General features: G+C 36.1%; 19 protein-coding genes. 13 read left to right on the top strand and 6 right to left on the bottom strand.

Annotated elements, in window-relative coordinates:
• Positions 1-87 precede the first annotated feature (87 nt).
• Complete coding sequence (locus tag ACUL40_RS16960) at positions 88-1,077, bottom strand: NAD(P)/FAD-dependent oxidoreductase (RefSeq protein ID WP_000829785.1); 990 nt, start codon at positions 1,075-1,077, stop codon at positions 88-90.
• A 461-nt stretch (positions 1,078-1,538) separates the two neighbouring features.
• On the opposite strand from ACUL40_RS16960, the gene ACUL40_RS16955 reads away from it, so the two are divergent.
• From ACUL40_RS16955 to ACUL40_RS16915, 9 genes are all read left to right on the top strand, one after another.
• Positions 1,539-2,747, top strand: a complete 1,209-nt coding sequence (locus ACUL40_RS16955; RefSeq protein ID WP_000856612.1) for an NAD(P)/FAD-dependent oxidoreductase — start codon at positions 1,539-1,541, stop codon at positions 2,745-2,747.
• 120 nt (positions 2,748-2,867) lie between these two features.
• The gene (locus ACUL40_RS16950) at positions 2,868-3,374 is read left to right on the top strand and encodes an NUDIX hydrolase (protein ID WP_065212303.1); all 507 of its coding nucleotides are present in this window, start codon (positions 2,868-2,870) and stop codon (positions 3,372-3,374) included.
• Positions 3,371-3,688, top strand: a complete 318-nt coding sequence (locus ACUL40_RS16945; RefSeq protein ID WP_000027016.1) for a YuiB family protein — start codon at positions 3,371-3,373, stop codon at positions 3,686-3,688. The genes ACUL40_RS16950 and ACUL40_RS16945 overlap by 4 nt, the downstream gene beginning before the upstream one ends.
• Positions 3,689-3,774: 86 nt before the next feature.
• Positions 3,775-4,401 (top strand): 3D domain-containing protein, encoded by a 627-nt coding sequence (locus ACUL40_RS16940; protein ID WP_006922360.1) that lies wholly within the window; start codon positions 3,775-3,777, stop codon positions 4,399-4,401.
• A gap of 145 nt (positions 4,402-4,546) precedes the next feature.
• Positions 4,547-6,031: a cytosol aminopeptidase gene (pepA, locus tag ACUL40_RS16935; RefSeq protein WP_063220138.1), complete on the top strand. Its 1,485-nt coding sequence runs from the start codon at positions 4,547-4,549 to the stop codon at positions 6,029-6,031.
• 174 nt (positions 6,032-6,205) lie between these two features.
• Positions 6,206-7,093 carry a decaprenyl-phosphate phosphoribosyltransferase gene (locus ACUL40_RS16930; RefSeq protein WP_001206693.1) on the top strand — a complete coding sequence of 296 codons (888 nt, stop codon included), beginning with the start codon at positions 6,206-6,208 and terminating at the stop codon, positions 7,091-7,093.
• 102 nt (positions 7,094-7,195) lie between these two features.
• Entirely contained in the window at positions 7,196-7,540 is a 345-nt protein-coding gene (locus tag ACUL40_RS16925; protein WP_001183889.1) for an EamA family transporter, read from the top strand.
• 11 nt (positions 7,541-7,551) lie between these two features.
• Complete coding sequence (locus ACUL40_RS16920; protein WP_000537660.1) at positions 7,552-7,974, top strand: divergent PAP2 family protein; 423 nt, start codon at positions 7,552-7,554, stop codon at positions 7,972-7,974.
• 15 nt (positions 7,975-7,989) lie between these two features.
• Complete coding sequence (locus ACUL40_RS16915; protein ID WP_100650827.1) at positions 7,990-9,243, top strand: DUF6080 domain-containing protein; 1,254 nt, start codon at positions 7,990-7,992, stop codon at positions 9,241-9,243.
• 396 nt (positions 9,244-9,639) lie between these two features.
• On the opposite strand, the gene cdaS is transcribed toward ACUL40_RS16915, so the two are convergent.
• On the bottom strand, positions 9,640-10,245 hold the full coding sequence (gene cdaS / locus ACUL40_RS16910) for a sporulation-specific diadenylate cyclase CdaS (protein ID WP_000545252.1): 606 nt from the start codon (positions 10,243-10,245) through the stop codon (positions 9,640-9,642).
• A 143-nt stretch (positions 10,246-10,388) separates the two neighbouring features.
• Between cdaS and ACUL40_RS16905 the strand changes: the two genes are divergently transcribed.
• Positions 10,389-12,113, top strand: coding sequence for a phospho-sugar mutase (locus ACUL40_RS16905; protein ID WP_001104219.1), 1,725 nt, complete (start codon positions 10,389-10,391; stop codon positions 12,111-12,113).
• 107 nt (positions 12,114-12,220) lie between these two features.
• A complete protein-coding gene (galU, locus tag ACUL40_RS16900; protein ID WP_002097988.1) occupies positions 12,221-13,108 on the top strand; it encodes a UTP--glucose-1-phosphate uridylyltransferase GalU in 888 nt (295 codons plus the stop codon).
• A 45-nt stretch (positions 13,109-13,153) separates the two neighbouring features.
• Here galU and ACUL40_RS16895 read toward each other — a convergent pair whose 3' ends face one another.
• Both ACUL40_RS16895 and ACUL40_RS16890 read right to left on the bottom strand, forming a co-directional pair.
• Positions 13,154-13,747, bottom strand: a complete 594-nt coding sequence (locus tag ACUL40_RS16895; protein WP_001252150.1) for a biotin transporter BioY — start codon at positions 13,745-13,747, stop codon at positions 13,154-13,156.
• 50 nt (positions 13,748-13,797) lie between these two features.
• On the bottom strand, positions 13,798-14,541 hold the full coding sequence (locus ACUL40_RS16890) for a DUF3298 and DUF4163 domain-containing protein (protein WP_000810326.1): 744 nt from the start codon (positions 14,539-14,541) through the stop codon (positions 13,798-13,800).
• A gap of 95 nt (positions 14,542-14,636) precedes the next feature.
• On the opposite strand from ACUL40_RS16890, the gene ACUL40_RS16885 reads away from it, so the two are divergent.
• The gene (locus tag ACUL40_RS16885) at positions 14,637-15,020 is read left to right on the top strand and encodes a hotdog fold thioesterase (RefSeq protein WP_001140612.1); all 384 of its coding nucleotides are present in this window, start codon (positions 14,637-14,639) and stop codon (positions 15,018-15,020) included.
• A 39-nt stretch (positions 15,021-15,059) separates the two neighbouring features.
• Here the strand turns inward: ACUL40_RS16885 and ACUL40_RS16880 are convergent, their stop codons facing one another.
• The gene (locus ACUL40_RS16880; RefSeq protein WP_000287147.1) at positions 15,060-16,436 is read right to left on the bottom strand and encodes a glycine--tRNA ligase; all 1,377 of its coding nucleotides are present in this window, start codon (positions 16,434-16,436) and stop codon (positions 15,060-15,062) included.
• A 346-nt stretch (positions 16,437-16,782) separates the two neighbouring features.
• Positions 16,783-17,496 (bottom strand): DNA alkylation repair protein, encoded by a 714-nt coding sequence (locus ACUL40_RS16875; RefSeq protein ID WP_000553305.1) that lies wholly within the window; start codon positions 17,494-17,496, stop codon positions 16,783-16,785.
• A gap of 117 nt (positions 17,497-17,613) precedes the next feature.
• Between ACUL40_RS16875 and ACUL40_RS16870 the strand changes: the two genes are divergently transcribed.
• A complete protein-coding gene (locus ACUL40_RS16870; RefSeq protein WP_000390061.1) occupies positions 17,614-18,081 on the top strand; it encodes a hypothetical protein in 468 nt (155 codons plus the stop codon).
• The last annotated feature ends 4 nt before the right edge of the window (positions 18,082-18,085 follow it).

The raw sequence follows: 18,085 nt of genomic DNA, 5'->3' as shown, positions 1-18,085 counted from the left end.
TCGATAGTTTATCGAATTCAGTGTGCTTTCGTGGTATATAAAATAAAAGCTCCTTCCACGTATGGAAGGAGCTTTTATTTTTACATATTAAAACATGCTTGAGCTATGCATTGGTTGAAGTTTTGCATTTGGATCGAAGTAAGCTTTTGCATTGTTTACTGCTGTTGGTGCTTCACCGAAGCCGCAAGCAATGAGTTTTACTTTTCCTTCATATGTACAAATGTCACCAGCAGCGTAAATGCCAGGAATATTTGTTTCCATTTTTGAATTTACAAGGATGCTGTTTTTTTGTATATCTAAGCCCCAGTTTTTAATTGGGCCAAGAGAAGAAACGAAGCCATAGTTTACAATTACGTCATCAACATCGATGATAACTTTTTCTTCCGTTTTTACGTGCTGAAGAACGACTTGTTCAATTTTGTCATCACCAATGAGTTCAACTGGAACATACGGTGTACTTACTTCTGCACGAGAATTCATTAAGTTTTCGACGCTATGTTCATGCGCACGGAATTTATCGCGGCGATGAACGATTGTAACTTTTTCAGCGATCGGTTCTAACATCATTGTCCAATCAACAGCTGAATCGCCGCCGCCAAATACTACGACGCGCTTACCGGCAAATTTATTCATATCATCAACGAAATAATGTAAGTTTTTCTTTTCATACTTTGCTGTACCTTCTAATTCTAAGCGGCGTGGTTGGAAAGCACCATTGCCAGCAGTAATAATAACTGATTTAGAATAGTGAGTTTGCTTATTCGTAACAAGTTTAAATATACCGTCAGCTTGTTTCTCAAGCGTATCGACAGCTTCTTCTAAACAAACGGTTGGGTCAAATTTCTTCATTTGCTCTTTTAAGTTATCAACTAATTCTTGTGCGCGCACTTTTGGGAATCCAGCTACATCATAAATGTATTTTTCAGGGTAGAGTGCGGATAATTGTCCTCCAAGTTGAGGTAAGCTTTCAATGATTTTTACACTTGCTTGTCTCATACCGCCATAAAATGCTGTGAACAGCCCTGTTGGACCACCACCAATAATTGTTATGTCGTAAACTTTTTGATTTTCTGCCACTTTCATTCCCCCTATAGATGGAATTTTGATATTGATTTCATATATTGTTCATATGTACACGAAAATCCTGCAAATGATGACACTTTCAAATAAATGATAGCATATTTGAGTTCATAATACTTCTGAAAACGACTGAATTGTGTGTAAGTTTTCGCATAGGTTCTTTTTTATTGTATAAAATATACAGAAAGGAAAATACATGAAAAAAAGTCTAAAAAACCCTTGAAAACGCTATGTTATTTTAAAATATTGATAATTCTCCAGACGCTTGAATTCTGGAATAAAACCGACTAATATAGGGAAGTATTATGTTAAATTTCTATGACAAAATTCGTACGATTTTTTGACTGCGTTTTGTTATGATATAGAATGTGATAAATTCCACATTCTTGACAAATAGAGTTTTTAGTACTTGGTATTATTTCTCATTACTATTATATAAAGAAAAGGGTTGTGATTTGGTGAAGACTCCAAAAATCGTAGTTTTAGGTGCAGGTTATGGCGGGATGATTACGACTGTTCGTCTGCAAAAAGCATTATCTGTAAATGAAGCTGAAATTACGCTAGTAAACAACAACAGCTATCACTACCAAGCGACTTGGTTACACGAGAGCGCAGCTGGTACATTACAAGATGAAAAAATCTGTCTAGATATTCAAGACGTTATTGATACAAATAAAGTGAACTTTGTACAAGACACAGTAGTAGAAATTAAAGCTGCTGAAAAACGCATTATCTTAAAAGACGGCGAGTTAGAGTATGACTACTTAGTAATTGGTCTTGGTTTCGAATCAGAAACATTCGGAATTACAGGATTAAAAGAGCATGCATTCTCAATCGCTAACATTAATGCAACTCGTGAAATTCGTGAGCATATGGAAGCTAGTTTCTCTAAATATGCAACTGAACAACGCGATGAGTTAGTAACAATCGTTGTTGGTGGTGCTGGATTTACTGGTATCGAGTACGTAGGTGAGCTTGCAAACCGTGTTCCTGAACTTTGCAAAGAGTACAATGTACCACGTGAAAAAGCACGTATCATCTGTGTAGAAGCTGCTCCAACAGCACTTCCAGGTTTCGATCCAGCGTTAGTAGAATACGCTGTAAAACAACTTGAGAAAAAAGGTGTAGAATTCCGCATCGGTACAGCAATTAAAGAAGCAACTGAAGAAGGTATTATCGTTGCGAATGGGGATGACACTGAATTAATTAAGTCTGAAACAGTAGTTTGGGCTGCAGGTGTTCGTGGTAACGGTATTGTGGAAGAGTCTGGATTTGAAGCAATGCGCGGACGTGTAAAAGTTGATGAGTACATGCATGCTCCAGGATACGAAGATGTATTTATGGTTGGTGACGCAGCGTTAATCATTAATGAAGAAATTAACCGTCCATACCCACCAACAGCACAAATTGCAATTCAACAAGGTTACAATATTGCACACAACTTAACTGTATTAGTTCGTGGTAAAGGTGAAATGAAAAAATTCGCATTTGATAATAAAGGATCTGTATGTTCTTTAGGTCATGACGATGCAATGGGCGTTGTTATGGGTAAAAAGTTAACAGGTTGGAAAGCTTCCTTCATGAAGAAAGTAATCGATAACCGTTACCTATTCTTATTAGGTGGACCTTTATTAGTTCTTAAAAAAGGTAAATTAAAGTTCTTTTAATATATAGTAGAAAAAGCAGAAACGGCTAAGAGCTGTTTCTGCTTTTTTCATATTAAAAATATAGTATAATATAAAAAGAAAGAATATTCTGTCCGTTCTGAAAGAGGAGGTTATTACATCATGGAGAAACGAGGGAAGGTATGGCTAGCTGTTAGTGGTTTAGTAGCTACAAAAGATGGTAGGTGGCTATTTGTTAAGAAGAAATACAGTGGATTAAAAGGGAAATGGTCTTTACCGGCTGGTTTTGTAAATGAAGGTGAGACAGTTGATGAAGCTGTGAAACGCGAAGTGTTAGAAGAGACAGGCATTGTCGCTCATGTGAAGGGAATCATTGGTGTTCGATCGGGTGTTATTCGTGATGAAATTAGTGATAATATGATTATTTTCCTTTTGGAGCCTGAAGGAGAAAATATTATTGTACAGGAGAAAGAATTGTCTGAAGTGGCGTTCTTACATCCAGATAAGATTGCGGACGATCCGAATACGTCTGTACTTATTAAATATTTGTTAGAAGGAAGATCAGAACTACATCTTGAAGTGGACAAAACATTAAATCCAGGAGAACCATTTGGTTATACAGCCTATCACGTATTTACGGCACGTGCGAAGGAGAGGGAGAAAGAGTGAGTATACCGGTACTACTTATTTCAATGATGTTATTTTTTATTTTGTTCTTTGGAATTGGATTTTTACTCAACATGATTTTGCGAGCTACTTGGGTAATGGTTATTGTGTATCCGATTGTTTGTATGCTTATTATTAATAAAGCGAGTATGTGGGATTATTTTTCAAAACCGAAAGAAACATTTTCTTCATTTGGGACAAGTGTATCGCACTTAGGACAAGCAGACGTATTTATTCTATCTACTGGATTAGTAGGGGCTGCTTTAGCAGGAGTCGTAATCAAGAAACTTCGGAAAAGCGGATATCAAATGTTTTAATCTCCAATTAAGTTGGAGATTATTTTTTTGCATATTCCTTCATGGTATAGGGAATGATTAACGATGAAGGAGTGTGGAATATAAAAATGTTAAAACGATATTGTATTCGCATTATGATGACTTGTTTACTTGCAATTGCATTATGCGTAACATGGAATGCTTTCACAGGAGTTTCTTTATTAGAGATTGTAAAGAAGTATGAGGGAACGAGTGCAAAAGAAGTACATGCAGCAGAAGTTAAGAGAAATGTTGCTCCGAGTAAAGAAGTGATAAATGCTTTAGAGCAGGCAAACGACTGGTCTAAATATCGTTCAATTGAAATGACTGCAACAGGTTATACGTCGGGAATCGAGTCAACTGGTAAGAGGCCGGGACATCCGGAGTATGGTATTACATATTCAGGTGTTAAGGCGAAAAGGGATTTATATTCCACAATCGCAGCGGACTTACGCGTATTCCCAATTGGAACAATTTTATTCGTACCAGGTTATGGGTATGGTGTAGTAGCTGATAAGGGCGGTGCAATAAAAGGAAACCGTCTTGATCTATATTATGATACGGTGAAAGATGTTTATAGCCAATGGGGTAAGAAAAAAGTAAATGTGTACGTAGTAAAAGTAGGAAATGGTAAGTTTACAGAAGAAGAGTTAACGATGTTAAATCAAGACGAAACGATGCAAGTGTTTCGTGGTCAATATTTAAAACAAAGATAGTCTAGTCGTAATTACGCTAGACTTTTTTTCTTGGCTTATTTCATAATAGAGGGGATTTTACACGTCATATAACTGTAGTTAGAATTGTCGCATTTTATCGAAAATAAAGTTATAATGGTGGTAGAGAAATTTAGGGGGTCTGAACATGTTTCAAGTACAAAAAGAATTAGCAGGTCACGAAGCAGTAATTGTCGCTTTATTTGAAGAAGAGAAAATGAGTAGTTTTGTACAAGAACTGGACAAAGCGTTTGAAGGACAATTACAAGTTTTACTAGAAGAGAAAGAATTATCTACGAAGAAAAAGGCCATTTCGAAAGTACATAGCTTAGGAAAAACAAATGTGAAACGTTATTACTTTGTTGGTTTAGGCAAGAAAGAGTTTTATACGACAGAAACGTTACGTGCGGCTCTTGGTAAGGCATTTAAAATACTGCAAGCAGCAAAAGTACAAGATGCAGCAATCTTACTTGATTCTTTCGTAACAGAGAAATTAGACGCGATTGATGTCGCTCATATTGCAGCAGAGGTACAAGGCCTTGGTACATATGAATTACAAACGTATAAATCAGATAAAAAGGATCGTGTAGAGTTAGAGAAGTTCACGGCTATTACAGCGGAAGATGCACAAGAAATTGAAGCCGCATTAACAGTTGGCTACGTACATGGAAGTGCAACAAATTCAGCTCGTACACTTGTAAATATGCCGCCAAACGTATTAACAGCGACAAAGCTTGCTGAGTATGCTGTTGAATTAGCGGAGAAGTATGATATGGACTATAAAGTTCTTGAAAAAGAAGAGATGGAAGATCTTGGTATGGGTGCGTTACTTGCAGTAAACCAAGGTAGTACAGAGCCACCCAAAATGATTGCTCTTATTTATAAAGGAAAAGAAGAGTGGACAGATGTAATTGGATTCGTTGGAAAAGGTATTACATACGATACAGGTGGTTATTCTTTAAAACCACGTGAAGGCATGGTTGGTATGAAAGGTGATATGGGCGGTGCAGCTGCTGTATTAGGTGCGATGGAAATTATCGGAGAACTGCGCCCAGAACAAAATGTGATCGCTGTTATTCCTTCAACTGATAACGTTGTAAGTGGTACGGCATTTAAGCCAGACGATGTAATCACATCTATGAGTGGAAAAACAATTGAAGTATTAAATACGGATGCAGAAGGTCGTCTAGCTTTAGCTGATGGTATTACGTATGCGAAAAAACTTGGCGCAAACTACCTTGTTGATGTTGCAACATTAACAGGCGGTGTAATTGTTGCACTTGGAAACCATACGACAGGCGCAATGACAAATAATGAAGAGTTGTTTGAGCAAGTACTAGAGGCCTCTATGGAAACAGATGAACCAATTTGGCAACTACCGATTTTTGATCGTGATAAAGAACGTGTGAGAAACAGTAAGTTTGCTGATTTAAATAACTCACCAGGCCGTGAAGGACATGCGGTTATGGCAGGTACATTCCTAGGCGAATTCGCTGAAGATACACCGTGGGTACACTTAGATATCGCTGGAACATCAGAAACAAAAGGCGCGCACGACTTAGGTCCAGCTGGAGCAACTGGTGCAATGGTACGTACACTTGCAACACTTGTGGAGCGTTTTGGAGAAGAATAATTTTTTGAAGAAAAGGCTGTCTCAAATTTTTGAGGCAGCCTTTTTTATTGGTATTTAATAGTTGATTTTCAATGTTATACTTATGTGATATAATCTTTCCTGTATTAGAAGTAAATAACAATTGAATAGGGAGGGAAAGAAGAGAGTGACAAAAATAGAAGCACTCTTATTATTATGAGGGAAGGAACTTTATCTCAACAAAATATAGTTGTATTGTTTTTTAAACAGTTACGCCCGAAACAGTGGACTAAAAACTTGCTTGTATTTGCAGCGTTAGTCTTTTCAATAAAACAAGTATCTTTAACTATGGTGGCACAAGCTGCAATTTGTTTTGCGCTATTTTGTGCAATATCTGGCTGTGTCTATATTTTAAATGATTTTATGGATATTGAGGCAGATCGACAACACCCTGTTAAGCGATATCGACCGATGGCATCAGGGGCATTAAATCCGTACTTTGCTATTACGGCAGGTTGTGTTATTTTAGTAGCGTCTTTAGTAGTTTCATATATATTAAATCCGTTATTGTGCTTAGTATTAGCAGTCTATTTTATTTTAAATGTAGCGTATTCAATTCGTTTGAAACACGTTGTAATCATTGATATTTTAATTATTGCAGCTGGATTTGTTTTACGAGCATTGGCCGGTGGATTAGTTATTCAAGTGCCATTTACACCGTGGTTTTTATTATGTACATTATTACTGTCACTATTCTTGGCTATTAATAAAAGAAGACATGAATTAGTATTGTTACAGAATAATAAAGGTTCTCATAGAAAAGTATTAGAAAGTTATTCTCCTGCTTTGTTAGACCAATTAAGTACAATTGTTACATCGGCAACTATTGTAACTTATGCTATCTTTACTTTTAATGCAGGGAAAAGTATCTATTTAATGTGGACAATCCCATTTGTAATTTACGGGATTTTTCGTTATTTATATTTAGTTCACATGGAAGATAAAGGTGGAGAACCAGATAAAGTTTTATTAGAGGATCAGCATATTTTAATAACAGTGTTGTTATATGCGATAACAGTTATTATTATACTATTGAACTTTTAATTACTCTATTCGGGTTTGTTAAAACGTTTAAGAGGAGTGTCTTAAACGTTTTTTATTTGGAATAAAACATTTTTTGAATATAAACAGTTAAGGAGTATAGAGATGCAACAATTTTTAATGATTATTTTATCAGTTGGTATGGGAGTTGTAGGGCAAATTTTATTAAAATTTGGTGCAATGAAATCACAAAGTTCAGCGGCTGTAGGTATTATGAATTTCATTAACGTACCGAACTTTTTCGGACTAGCTTTTTACGGTTTAAGTGCATTATTATGGATGATTGTGCTGAGAAAGGTTGATTTAAGTTATGCATACCCAATGGTGAGTTTCGGATATGTATTTGTTATTATTGCGTCAGCATTATTATTTGGTGAAACAATCAATTTCATGAAAATTGCTGGAATGGTATGTATAGTAGCTGGCATTTTATTTATTGCAAAATCATAGGAGGTAAAGCAATGGGAACATATTTATATTGTATACTTCCATTTATAGCTTGGGTAGCTTCGGGAGTATTGAAATTTTTAGTGAATTATCTTCGTTCTGGAAAAGATGCTTTTCGTTTAGTTGGAAATGGTGGATTTCCTAGTACGCATACAACGATTTTATCAAGTATGGTCATGACAATAGGGTTTCATGAAGGGTTTAATACACCGATGTTTGGAATCGGGATGGCAATTTTAACAATTGTTATCATTGATGCCACAGGACTTCGCCGTACAGTTGGTAAACATGCAAGAATGTTGAATAAACATATAAGTTCGGAAGAAGAAAAATTAAGAGAGCGTCAAGGACATCATTGGCATGAGATTTTTGGTGGGCTTGTGTTAGGAACAGTTATTGGGTACGTGGCACATCTAATTATGTTATTTCTACCGTAGAGAGGAGAAGAAGTATTGAATATTTGGAATGATTATAAAGGAAAGGGGATATTAGCCCTTGTCCTTTTCATTTTTTATTGGTCATTTTATTTTTTTATCGGTTGGAAAATGGATACTCACTCTAAGCTTTTTATTGAAGCGTGGGTGGTTGATACCTATTTTTCTTTTGATCAAGGATATTATATCATCTCCTTTTTCCTTGAAAAAGTAGATGTAGCAGCGGCGACCTGGTTCCGACATCCATTCCTTTATTATTTTATTCAACAATTCATGTGGATGCTGGAGACAGTAAAAGTAGGGAATATTGTACATGGTATTATATTTATTCAAACGTTTTTAAGCGCGTTCAGTGTAGTGATGATTTATACATTATGCTGTAAAATTTGTAAGAATACGATTGTTTCTTTTTTGCTAGCGGTCATGTATGGATTTTCAGCTACAATGTTAGTTATTACGTGGACACCAGAATCTTTTAGCTATGCAAATTTCACATTGGTACTTATGTGCTTTGTATGCTATCCATTTATTACAGGGGAAAAAGAAGCGAAAATAGGATTTAGTATTGCGAATGTATTGTTGGCAATAGTAATAACAGGGGTTACATTAACCAATTCGTTTATGTGGTTTTTAGGTAGTCTGATGAGTTATAAGAAACTACGGGAAAAAATTATTTGGACTGGTATTTCGATTGTTATTGTCGTGGTCCTGTTTGTATTAGCAATGAACGCAAATAATGTCGTTCTTATCGAAGGATTAAAGGGTAGTATGGACTTTGCTGCGCAAGGACAGAGTTTTTCACCAGAATACGTTAAGCCATCAGGTATATTAGTATTTCATCTATTATTAGGATCTTCATTCATCTTTGGACCATTCTCGGAAGTTACTTTAAGACAAGGTGAGCAATTCGCACAATTAAATATACTTCCATCGCATACTATGATCGGGTGGATTGTGATTGTATCTGTGTATACTTTTATAATAGTAGCTGTATGGAAAAACTTTAGAAAAGAGCCTTTCGTAAGGTTTTTAAGTTTCTGTTTACTATTTAATATTGTTTTACATGGAATTATTGGTTTTGGGGCATCTGAAGCATTTATTTATGGCGCACATATGCTGTTTACAATACCGTTATTATTAGCATATGGTTTTAAAGTGATGAGACGTGTAAAAGTAGTTGCTTTATGTTTAATATTAATATTAATAATTATAAATAATTTTGAAAGTATGCTATATTTTTATCATTTTGCAGTCTCCAATTATTCTTTATAATAAAATAGATTTTTAATAAAAGGGTACTTTAGATAGGATTTCTAAAGTACCCTTTTTTACTATTTATTAAAAATAGATAAAAAATAATAGCTAGAAGTGAAGCATTTTAGAAAACATACAGTTGTTATGAAAGAGGTCTAAACATGTTTTGAGTACAAAAAGAGTAGTAAGTGTACTTAGACATCCCTTTGAGCAAATAATTTATGGTCAGCTCGAGCAATGGTATAGGTAATTCGTATACTTTTCGAGCATTTTGTAGAAGAATAATTTTTTTGAAGAAAAAGCTGTCTCAAATTTTGGAGACAGCTTTTTCTATTGATATGGTAGGTGTATTTGGTGGTAATTCGATATAACTTCATTTACTACCGTGCTGTTCAAAAAAGTGATAAAAAGTGTTTATAAAGAAATGGTATACAAAATCCCGTTTAAAGCAAAAGAAGTACGGCCCGTTTCTTCAGAGACAACTAATATAAGTGCATCACTCTTTTCTGATAAGCCAATTGCAGCTCTGTGACGTGTTCCTAGCTCAGGATCAACTTCTGTACTTTTCGTTAAAGGAAGAATATTAGCAGCTGAGACAATATGATTATTTTTTACGAGAACGGCACCGTCATGAAGAGGGTTACCTGGATAAAATATTGATTCGAGTAATGGTGCAGTTAAATGAGCGTTTAATGTCGTTCCAGTTTGAATGAGAGCTTCAAGCGTCTCGTTTCTTTCCACAACGATAAGAGCACCATGTTTTCTGGCGCTTAAGTGTTGGATAGCTGTCGTAATAAAAGATGAACTTTCCGTATAAGGTGATAAATATGCCTGAATATAGTATGTAGCTGCCAATGTTTGTACATTTGCTAACATATGATGAATATCTTCCATTTTGCATAAAATACATTCGTCTTCTTTATCGATTGCGTTCCTCATAATCGATAGTTCTTTTTCAGCAATTTCAATCATTTGCTTTGTTTGTATTTTGAGCTCTTCTGACAAGCCCCATTCGTGCATAATCCTCATTCCCTTTAGTGGAGTATTTAACAATAGTGTATACAAATATTCCTAGTAAAATCCTGCTAGATTTTATAAAATATTGAGATACAGCATGTTTTTTTCATATAATAAAGGTATGACGAGCGAGAGGAGAGAGAAGAATGAATTGGAAACAAGAATTTAGTCGCTGGCTTTCTTACGCACAATTAGATGCAGAATTAAAAGAACAGCTAGAAAATATGAAGCAAGATGAGAAGAAAATCGAGGATAGCTTTTATAAAAATCTAGAGTTTGGCACAGGTGGTATGCGTGGTGAACTTGGTGCTGGTACGAACCGTTTAAACGTATATACAGTTCGTAAAGCAACAAAAGGATTAGCAAGCTTTATTGAAAAATTAGGTGAGGAAGCGAAAAAACGCGGTGTTGTTGTAGCCTATGATTCTCGTCATAAATCACCTGAGTTCGCAATGGAAGTTGCTGCTACACTTGGGGCACGCGGTATCACAACATATGTGTTTGAAAGCTTACGTCCAACGCCAGTACTTTCTTTCGCAGTTCGTCATTTACATACAGTAAGTGGAATCGTTCTTACGGCAAGCCATAATCCACCTGAATATAACGGATACAAAGTATACGGTGAAGATGGTGGACAGTTACCTCCAAAAGAAGCAGATGAGTTAATTAGCTACGTAAATGCAGTAGAAGATGAATTAACAGTTGAAGTCGCTGATGTAGAGCAATTAAAAGCTGACGGTTTATTACATATTATTGGACAAGAAGTAGATGATGCATATGCTGCAGAATTGAACAATGTCATCATTAATAAAGAAATGGTGCAAAAGGTCGGCAAAGACTTAAAAATCGTCTTTACACCATTGCACGGAACATCAAATATTTCTGTACGCCGTGGTTTAAAAGAAGTTGGATTTACAGATGTAACAGTTGTAAAAGAGCAAGAGTTACCAGATCCAAACTTCTCTACAGTAAAATCACCGAACCCAGAAGAGCACGCAGCGTTTGAGTATGCCATTCGTGATGGTGAAAAGGTAGGTGCAGATGTATTAATCGCAACTGATCCTGACGCAGACCGCCTTGGTGTAGCAGTGCGTAATCATAATGGTGAGTTCCAAGTATTAACAGGAAACCAAACAGGTGCATTAATGCTTGATTACTTACTATCTCAAAAGAAAGAAAACGGAACGCTTCCGGAGAACGGTGTCGTATTAAAAACAATCGTAACGTCTGAGATTGGTCGTACAATTGCAAAAGCATACGGTTTAGATACAATTGATACGTTAACTGGATTTAAATTTATCGGTGAGAAAATTAGACAGTATGAAGAAAGTGGACAATATGAATTCCAATTCGGTTATGAGGAAAGCTATGGTTATTTAATCCGCCCATTCTGCCGTGATAAAGATGCAGTACAATCTGTCCTATTTGCATGTGAAGTAGCTGCATACTATAAATCACAAGGGAAAACGTTATATGACGGTCTATTAGAAGTATTTGAGAAGTACGGTTTCTTCCGTGAAGACCTTGTATCGTTAACGTTAAAAGGAAAAGATGGAGCTGAAAAAATCCAAGAGATGATGGCAACGTTCCGTGAGAATCCGCCGAAAGAAGTAGCAGGCTTAACAGTCGTAGCAGTGGAAGACTATAAAGCAAGCATCGTTACATCTTTACAAGATGGACATAAAGAAGAGATTCACTTACCGAAATCAAATGTGTTAAAATATCAATTAGAGGATGGTTCATGGTTCTGCCTACGTCCATCTGGAACTGAGCCGAAGATTAAGTTTTACTTTGGTGTAAAAGATAGTTCTTTACAAAATAGTGAACAAAAGTTACTTACTATTAAAGAAGACATTATGAATCGTTTATAATACAAAGTAATTTTAAGTAGTAAGGAACAAAAGGGAGCGAAATCTCCCTTTTGTTTTATGTAGGAAATGCTTGCTATTGATTCCGACAGGAGAGAGGGTATTTTGTGATGAAAAAAGTAAGAAAAGCGATAATCCCAGCAGCTGGATTAGGAACACGTTTTTTACCAGCAACGAAAGCAATGCCGAAAGAAATGTTACCGATAGTAGATAAACCAACGATTCAATACATTGTAGAAGAAGCAGTGAAATCGGGTATCGAAGATATTATTATCGTTACTGGTAAAACAAAGCGTTCTATTGAAGATCATTTTGATAATGCATTTGAACTAGAACAAAACTTATTAGAGAAGAAAAAATATGAGTTGCTTGAAAAAGTACAAGCTTCTTCAAAAATGGTAGATATTCATTACATCCGTCAAAAAGAGCCGAAGGGACTAGGACATGCTGTTTGGTGTGCGCGTAAATTCATTGGTGATGAGCCGTTTGCAGTGTTACTAGGTGATGATATTGTCCAAGCTGAGAAACCGTGTTTACGTCAATTAATGGATGAGTATGAAAAAACACTTTCTTCTGTTATTGGTGTACAAACTGTTCCAGAGTCGGAAACACATCGCTATGGAATTATCGATCCATTAGAACAAGAAGGTCGTCGTTACCAAGTTCGCAATTTCGTTGAGAAACCAGCACAAGGTACAGCTCCTTCAAACTTAGCAATTATGGGCCGTTACATTTTAACGCCCGAAATCTTTATGTTCTTAGAACAGCAACATGTCGGTGCTGGTGGTGAAATTCAATTAACAGATGCAATCCAAAGCTTAAATGAAATCCAACGTGTATTTGCTTACGATTTCGAAGGAAAGCGCTACGACGTAGGTGAAAAGCTAGGATTCGTTCAAACGACAATTGAAATGGCCCTGCAACACCCAGAATTACGTGACGACATGGTTGCAATGATGAAGAAAATTTTAGAAGAACAAGCGAATCAAGAGTCTTAATATAAAAAAAGAGTTATTGCAGCAAGCTGCAATAACTCTTTTTTATTATGAAATCGTCGAATGAGAATGCTGATAAGCAGAGCGACGCACAGCATAGTATATGCGAGGTGCGATAATAGCACCGATAATTGTAAATGCAATATCTTTTACTGCAAACCACATCATAATCATCCAAGCAGCTTTATAGCTCATATTACCGCCCATAAAGAGATTGACTGCTCCGTACATGTAAGTAGTACCGATTATATAAGTTAAAATAATTCCAGTGAAAGAGGCAATTGCAAATGTAATGAAAGTGGGTCTTTCTTTTTGTTCTACTAGTTTTCCTGATACGTAAGCAACGATAATAAATGCGATAATAAAACCACCAGTAGGATCTAAAAGTGCTCCAAATCCAGCTTTGAAGTTAGCGAAGATTGGTGCGCCGGCTAAGCCAACGAGCATATATACAGTCATGGATAAGGCACCAAGTCTACTTCCAAGAAGAAGACCTGCTAAAATTGCGAAAAATGGTTGCATAGATAATGGGATGCCTGCTACTTGTAAGAAAGGTGCCCAAGATACAATATTTGCACCGATGGCCATAAGAGCAACGAACATGGCAGCTAATGCTAAATCTAAAACATGAAATCTTCTCATAATGTTAACCTCCTGTTGTTTTTAGGTTAACATTATCGTAGCGAAAATATTTACTTGTTGTCAATCAAAATATTTTGATAAGAAGGCTTTAAATAGTCTCTTAGCAACGTATATGGAATACGAAATTGCGGAATTCCACTTGAATAGGGAGCAATCTCATATAAAGGGAAATAAATGACGAGATTGTCTGGCTCTAAAAAGAAGTGAAATTTTTTCATACTCATTACTTTTTCAGTTGCATCAGGAAAATAAATGCTTTCATTTTGTTTAATTTGTCGTACAATCTCTGCACGGATTACATCTTTATATTTATCCTTTTGTTGAAATAAATCGTCTAAGTGCAGCACCTTTTTTTCGTTTAAATCAAATGTATTTGCCTTCCACGTATAAAGACCGTGTGCTCCGCCAGTATATTGATAGTAATTCACATATAGGCTAAGAAAAGGTGGTTTGTTTAAAGAGACTTTATAATCAACATTTGCTACGTACGGATGAAAGGGTGTACTAGATCCTGCTGTCTCTTTATAATATTTTTTTGCTTCTTTTTCTAATTTGTTTTTAAATTTGTCAGTGGATTTTTTGTAGTATAAATTGAGTTTATTTTGAAATTTAGAATCAGAAAAGTTGTGAAAAGAAGGCCTATTTATTTGATATTCTATATAAGGTTTCTTACCTTTTTGCGTTACAGTCTTAACATCGATTGTCAGGTTAGATGCTTTGGCTGTTATTGCACAATTTGGTACAATAGTCAGCAAGGAGAACATAAGCAGTAATATACAAAATTTCTGTTTCATTTAGGTGAAGCCTCCTTATATAAGTGTTATAAGTAGTTTGAAAATAAATAGGTAAAATTATACATTTAATTAAAGTAAGAGAAGGGGGAAGCGATATGGCAAAAACTTTAATGGATTCACTTGGAATTGAGTTGTTAGAGATGACAGAAGATAAGGTAGTTGCTACGATGCCTGTTGATGAGCGTACGCATCAACCGTTTGGATTTTTACATGGAGGTGCATCGGTTGCATTAGCGGAAACAGTGGCAAGTGTTGGTTCATATAATTTAATTGATCAAGAAAAATGTATTTGTTTCGGATTAGAAATTAATGCAAACCACATTCGCTCAAAGAAAGATGGAATTGTAACGGCGATCGGAACACCGATACATAGAGGACAATCGACAATGGTTTGGGATGTTCGTATTATTGATGAAAATGATGATTTACTATGTATATCAAGATGTACAGTAGCAATTAAAGAAAAACGTGAAAAGTAAAAAAGAGGCGCTCTTACGAGCAGCCTCTTTTTCTTATAATTAGAACTGGATTTTCTTCTCTAAGAAACCTTTTAGTTCGCTAATTGGCATACGAACTTGTTCCATTGTGTCACGGTCACGTACTGTAACAGCTTTGTCTTCAACTGAGTCGAAGTCGTATGTGATACAGAATGGTGTACCGATTTCGTCTTGACGACGGTAACGTTTACCGATAGAACCAGTTTCATCAAAGTCTACCATGAAGTCTTTAGCTAATTCTGCGAATACTTCAGTAGCACCTTCAGATAGCTTCTTAGATAATGGTAAGATAGCTGCTTTGTATGGTGCTAAAGCAGGGTGGAAACGAAGAACTGTACGAGAATCGTTTTCTAATTGCTCTTCTTCATATGCATCACATAAGAATGCTAATGTTACGCGGTCTGCGCCTAAAGATGGCTCGATGCAGTATGGCACGTAACGCTCATTCGTTTGTGGATCAATATAGTTAAAGTCTTCGTTTGAATGTTCCATGTGACGTTTTAAGTCGAAGTCTGTACGAGATGCAACGCCCCAAAGTTCGCCCCAACCGAATGGGAATTTGAATTCAATGTCAGTTGTTGCATTACTGTAGTGAGATAACTCTTCTTCACCGTGGTCACGAAGACGCATGCTCTCTTCAGACATACCAAGTGAAAGTAACCAGTTTTTACAAGTTTCACGCCAGAATGCAAACCACTCTAAATCTTCACCAGGCTTACAGAAGAATTCAAGTTCCATTTGTTCGAATTCACGTGTACGGAATGTGAAGTTACCAGGCGTGATTTCGTTACGGAAACTCTTACCGATTTGGCCGATACCAAATGGAAGCTTTTTACGCATAGAGCGTTGAACGTTTTTGAAGTTTACGAAAATACCTTGTGCTGTTTCAGGACGAAGGAAGATTTCGTTTGTGCTAGACTCTGTAACACCTTGGAATGTTTTGAACATTAAGTTGAACTGACGGATTTCAGTGAATTCTTCACTACCGCAATCAGGACATTTTACTTCATGTTCTTTCATTAAGTCAGCCATTTGGTCGAAAGTAAGACCGTCAACAACCATTTCGATGCCTTTTGCATCTAAAGCATCCTCAATTAATTTGTCAGCACGGTGACGAGCTTTACATTTTTTACAGTCAATCATTGGATCGTTGAAGTTACCAACGTGACCAGAAGCGATCCAAGTTTTAGGGTTCATTAAAATAGCTGCGTCTAAACCAACGTTGTGTGGAGATTCTTGAATGAATTTTTTCCACCAAGCTTTTTTAACGTTATTTTTTAATTCGATTCCAAGTGGACCGTAATCCCAAGTGTTTGCAAGACCACCGTAAATTTCAGAACCAGGGAAAACAAAACCGCGATGTTTCGCTAAGTTTACAACTTGTTCCATTGAATACATAAGAAAATCCTCCTTTTGAAAGTTAACGTATTGGCGATGACATACTCTGATACTTTGGAAACGAGCAGTATATGCTAAAAAGAACATAAAAAAACGCTCATCCCAAGGCTTATTTGCCTAGGGACGAGCGTTTGCCCGCGGTTCCACCCTAGTTGATACACAAAAGGTGCATCCACTTTATCATGTATTGCTCGGGACTGCCGTTTCCTTGCGGCTTCAGGCTTTCACTATCCCTGAATCGCTTTTTATGCAAGTACTTATAAGTCCGTCATCGCTACTTATATTAATAATAATGAACATATTCTAACACGTTCTTTTTTAAATCTCAATAGAGGAACGCGTCTATCTATGATAGAGTCTCGCCTATTTTTTCATTATTTATTCCGTAATTTTGCTTAATATGCTTAATTGCTTCACGCTTACTTAATGGAGCGAGCTCATTGTTTTGAACGTATTCCCAAACTACATCCGGATTTGTTTTTGCATATTCACGAAGGACCCAGCCAATCGCTTTTTGAATGAAAAATTCTTTTGAAGAATGTAGTTGTCCAATAATCCAGAAAAGAAGTTCTTCATCCATCTTTTGTTTATATTTTAGTTGGAATAAAATAGCGGCACGTTGTAACCATATGTTATCTGATGCAATCCATTTTGGAATATAGGCAGAAATTAATTCTGGATGTTTTAAAAAGATATCGCCTAAAAATGTAGGGACGATGCTATCGACAGAGTCCCACCAAGATTTTGTGACAATCAGTTCTTCTAAGAAGGGGATATGAGTTTCGTTTATATGCTTTTTATATTTTTGCATAATATCAAGTGCGGCCGCTTGGAATTCACGTTCTGGTAAGTCCCAAAGCTCACGTATGATAATTTGGAAGTCTTTTTGATCTGGGAGAGTATGTATTTGAATGATGTCTTTTAATAATTGGCGTCTTTCCGGTGTTTGAATACCTAGAAATAGGAAGTGATTTTTCATATAACGAGCCATAGGTTCTGCTTTTTCAGGATTTTGATGAGCTGTGAAATGCTCTTGTAATGCTTTTACAAATGGATGCATAAGTGTTGCTCCTCTCTTATTCTCTTTCTTCTCTTATTATACAAAGAGTTTGGATAAATTTTAAAACATAACTTGCAATGTAATGAAATATGTTGAAAGTAGAGAGGAGAGGATAAGATGGAGGATCAAGGCGTATTAGCAGGTTTCTTTGCTCTTAGTTTTGCGTTTATTCTTGTTATATTGATTTGGGCAATTATTTCATATTTGTTAACGGCTTTTGCACTTTATTCGATGGCGAAAAATGATGGTGCAACGGACGGGGTGCTTGCGTTTATTCCGTTTTTGAATAGTAAGACATGGGGTGACTTAGCGAAAGATAAATTACCAGATTTTTTGAAAGAAGAAGCAGGTTGGAAAGTATTCGGTATATACGTTGCATGTTTTATTTTTAATTTCGTACCAATTATAAGTTTACTAGCAACAGCTGTATCGATTGTATTGTCCATTTATCTTATCTACGCTATTTTAGACAGATACGGAACGAACTCTATATTATTTACGATTATTCATGTAATCACATTTTCAGTGTTCTTACCGATTCATTTATTTATCATTCGAAATGAACCGGTGAGATATAAAGAGTAGATTT

It is taken from the genome of Bacillus sp. KNSH39 (assembly GCF_052656585.1).
Note: the sequence above shows the minus strand (reverse complement) of the source record. Positions and strands in the feature narration are given on the sequence as shown.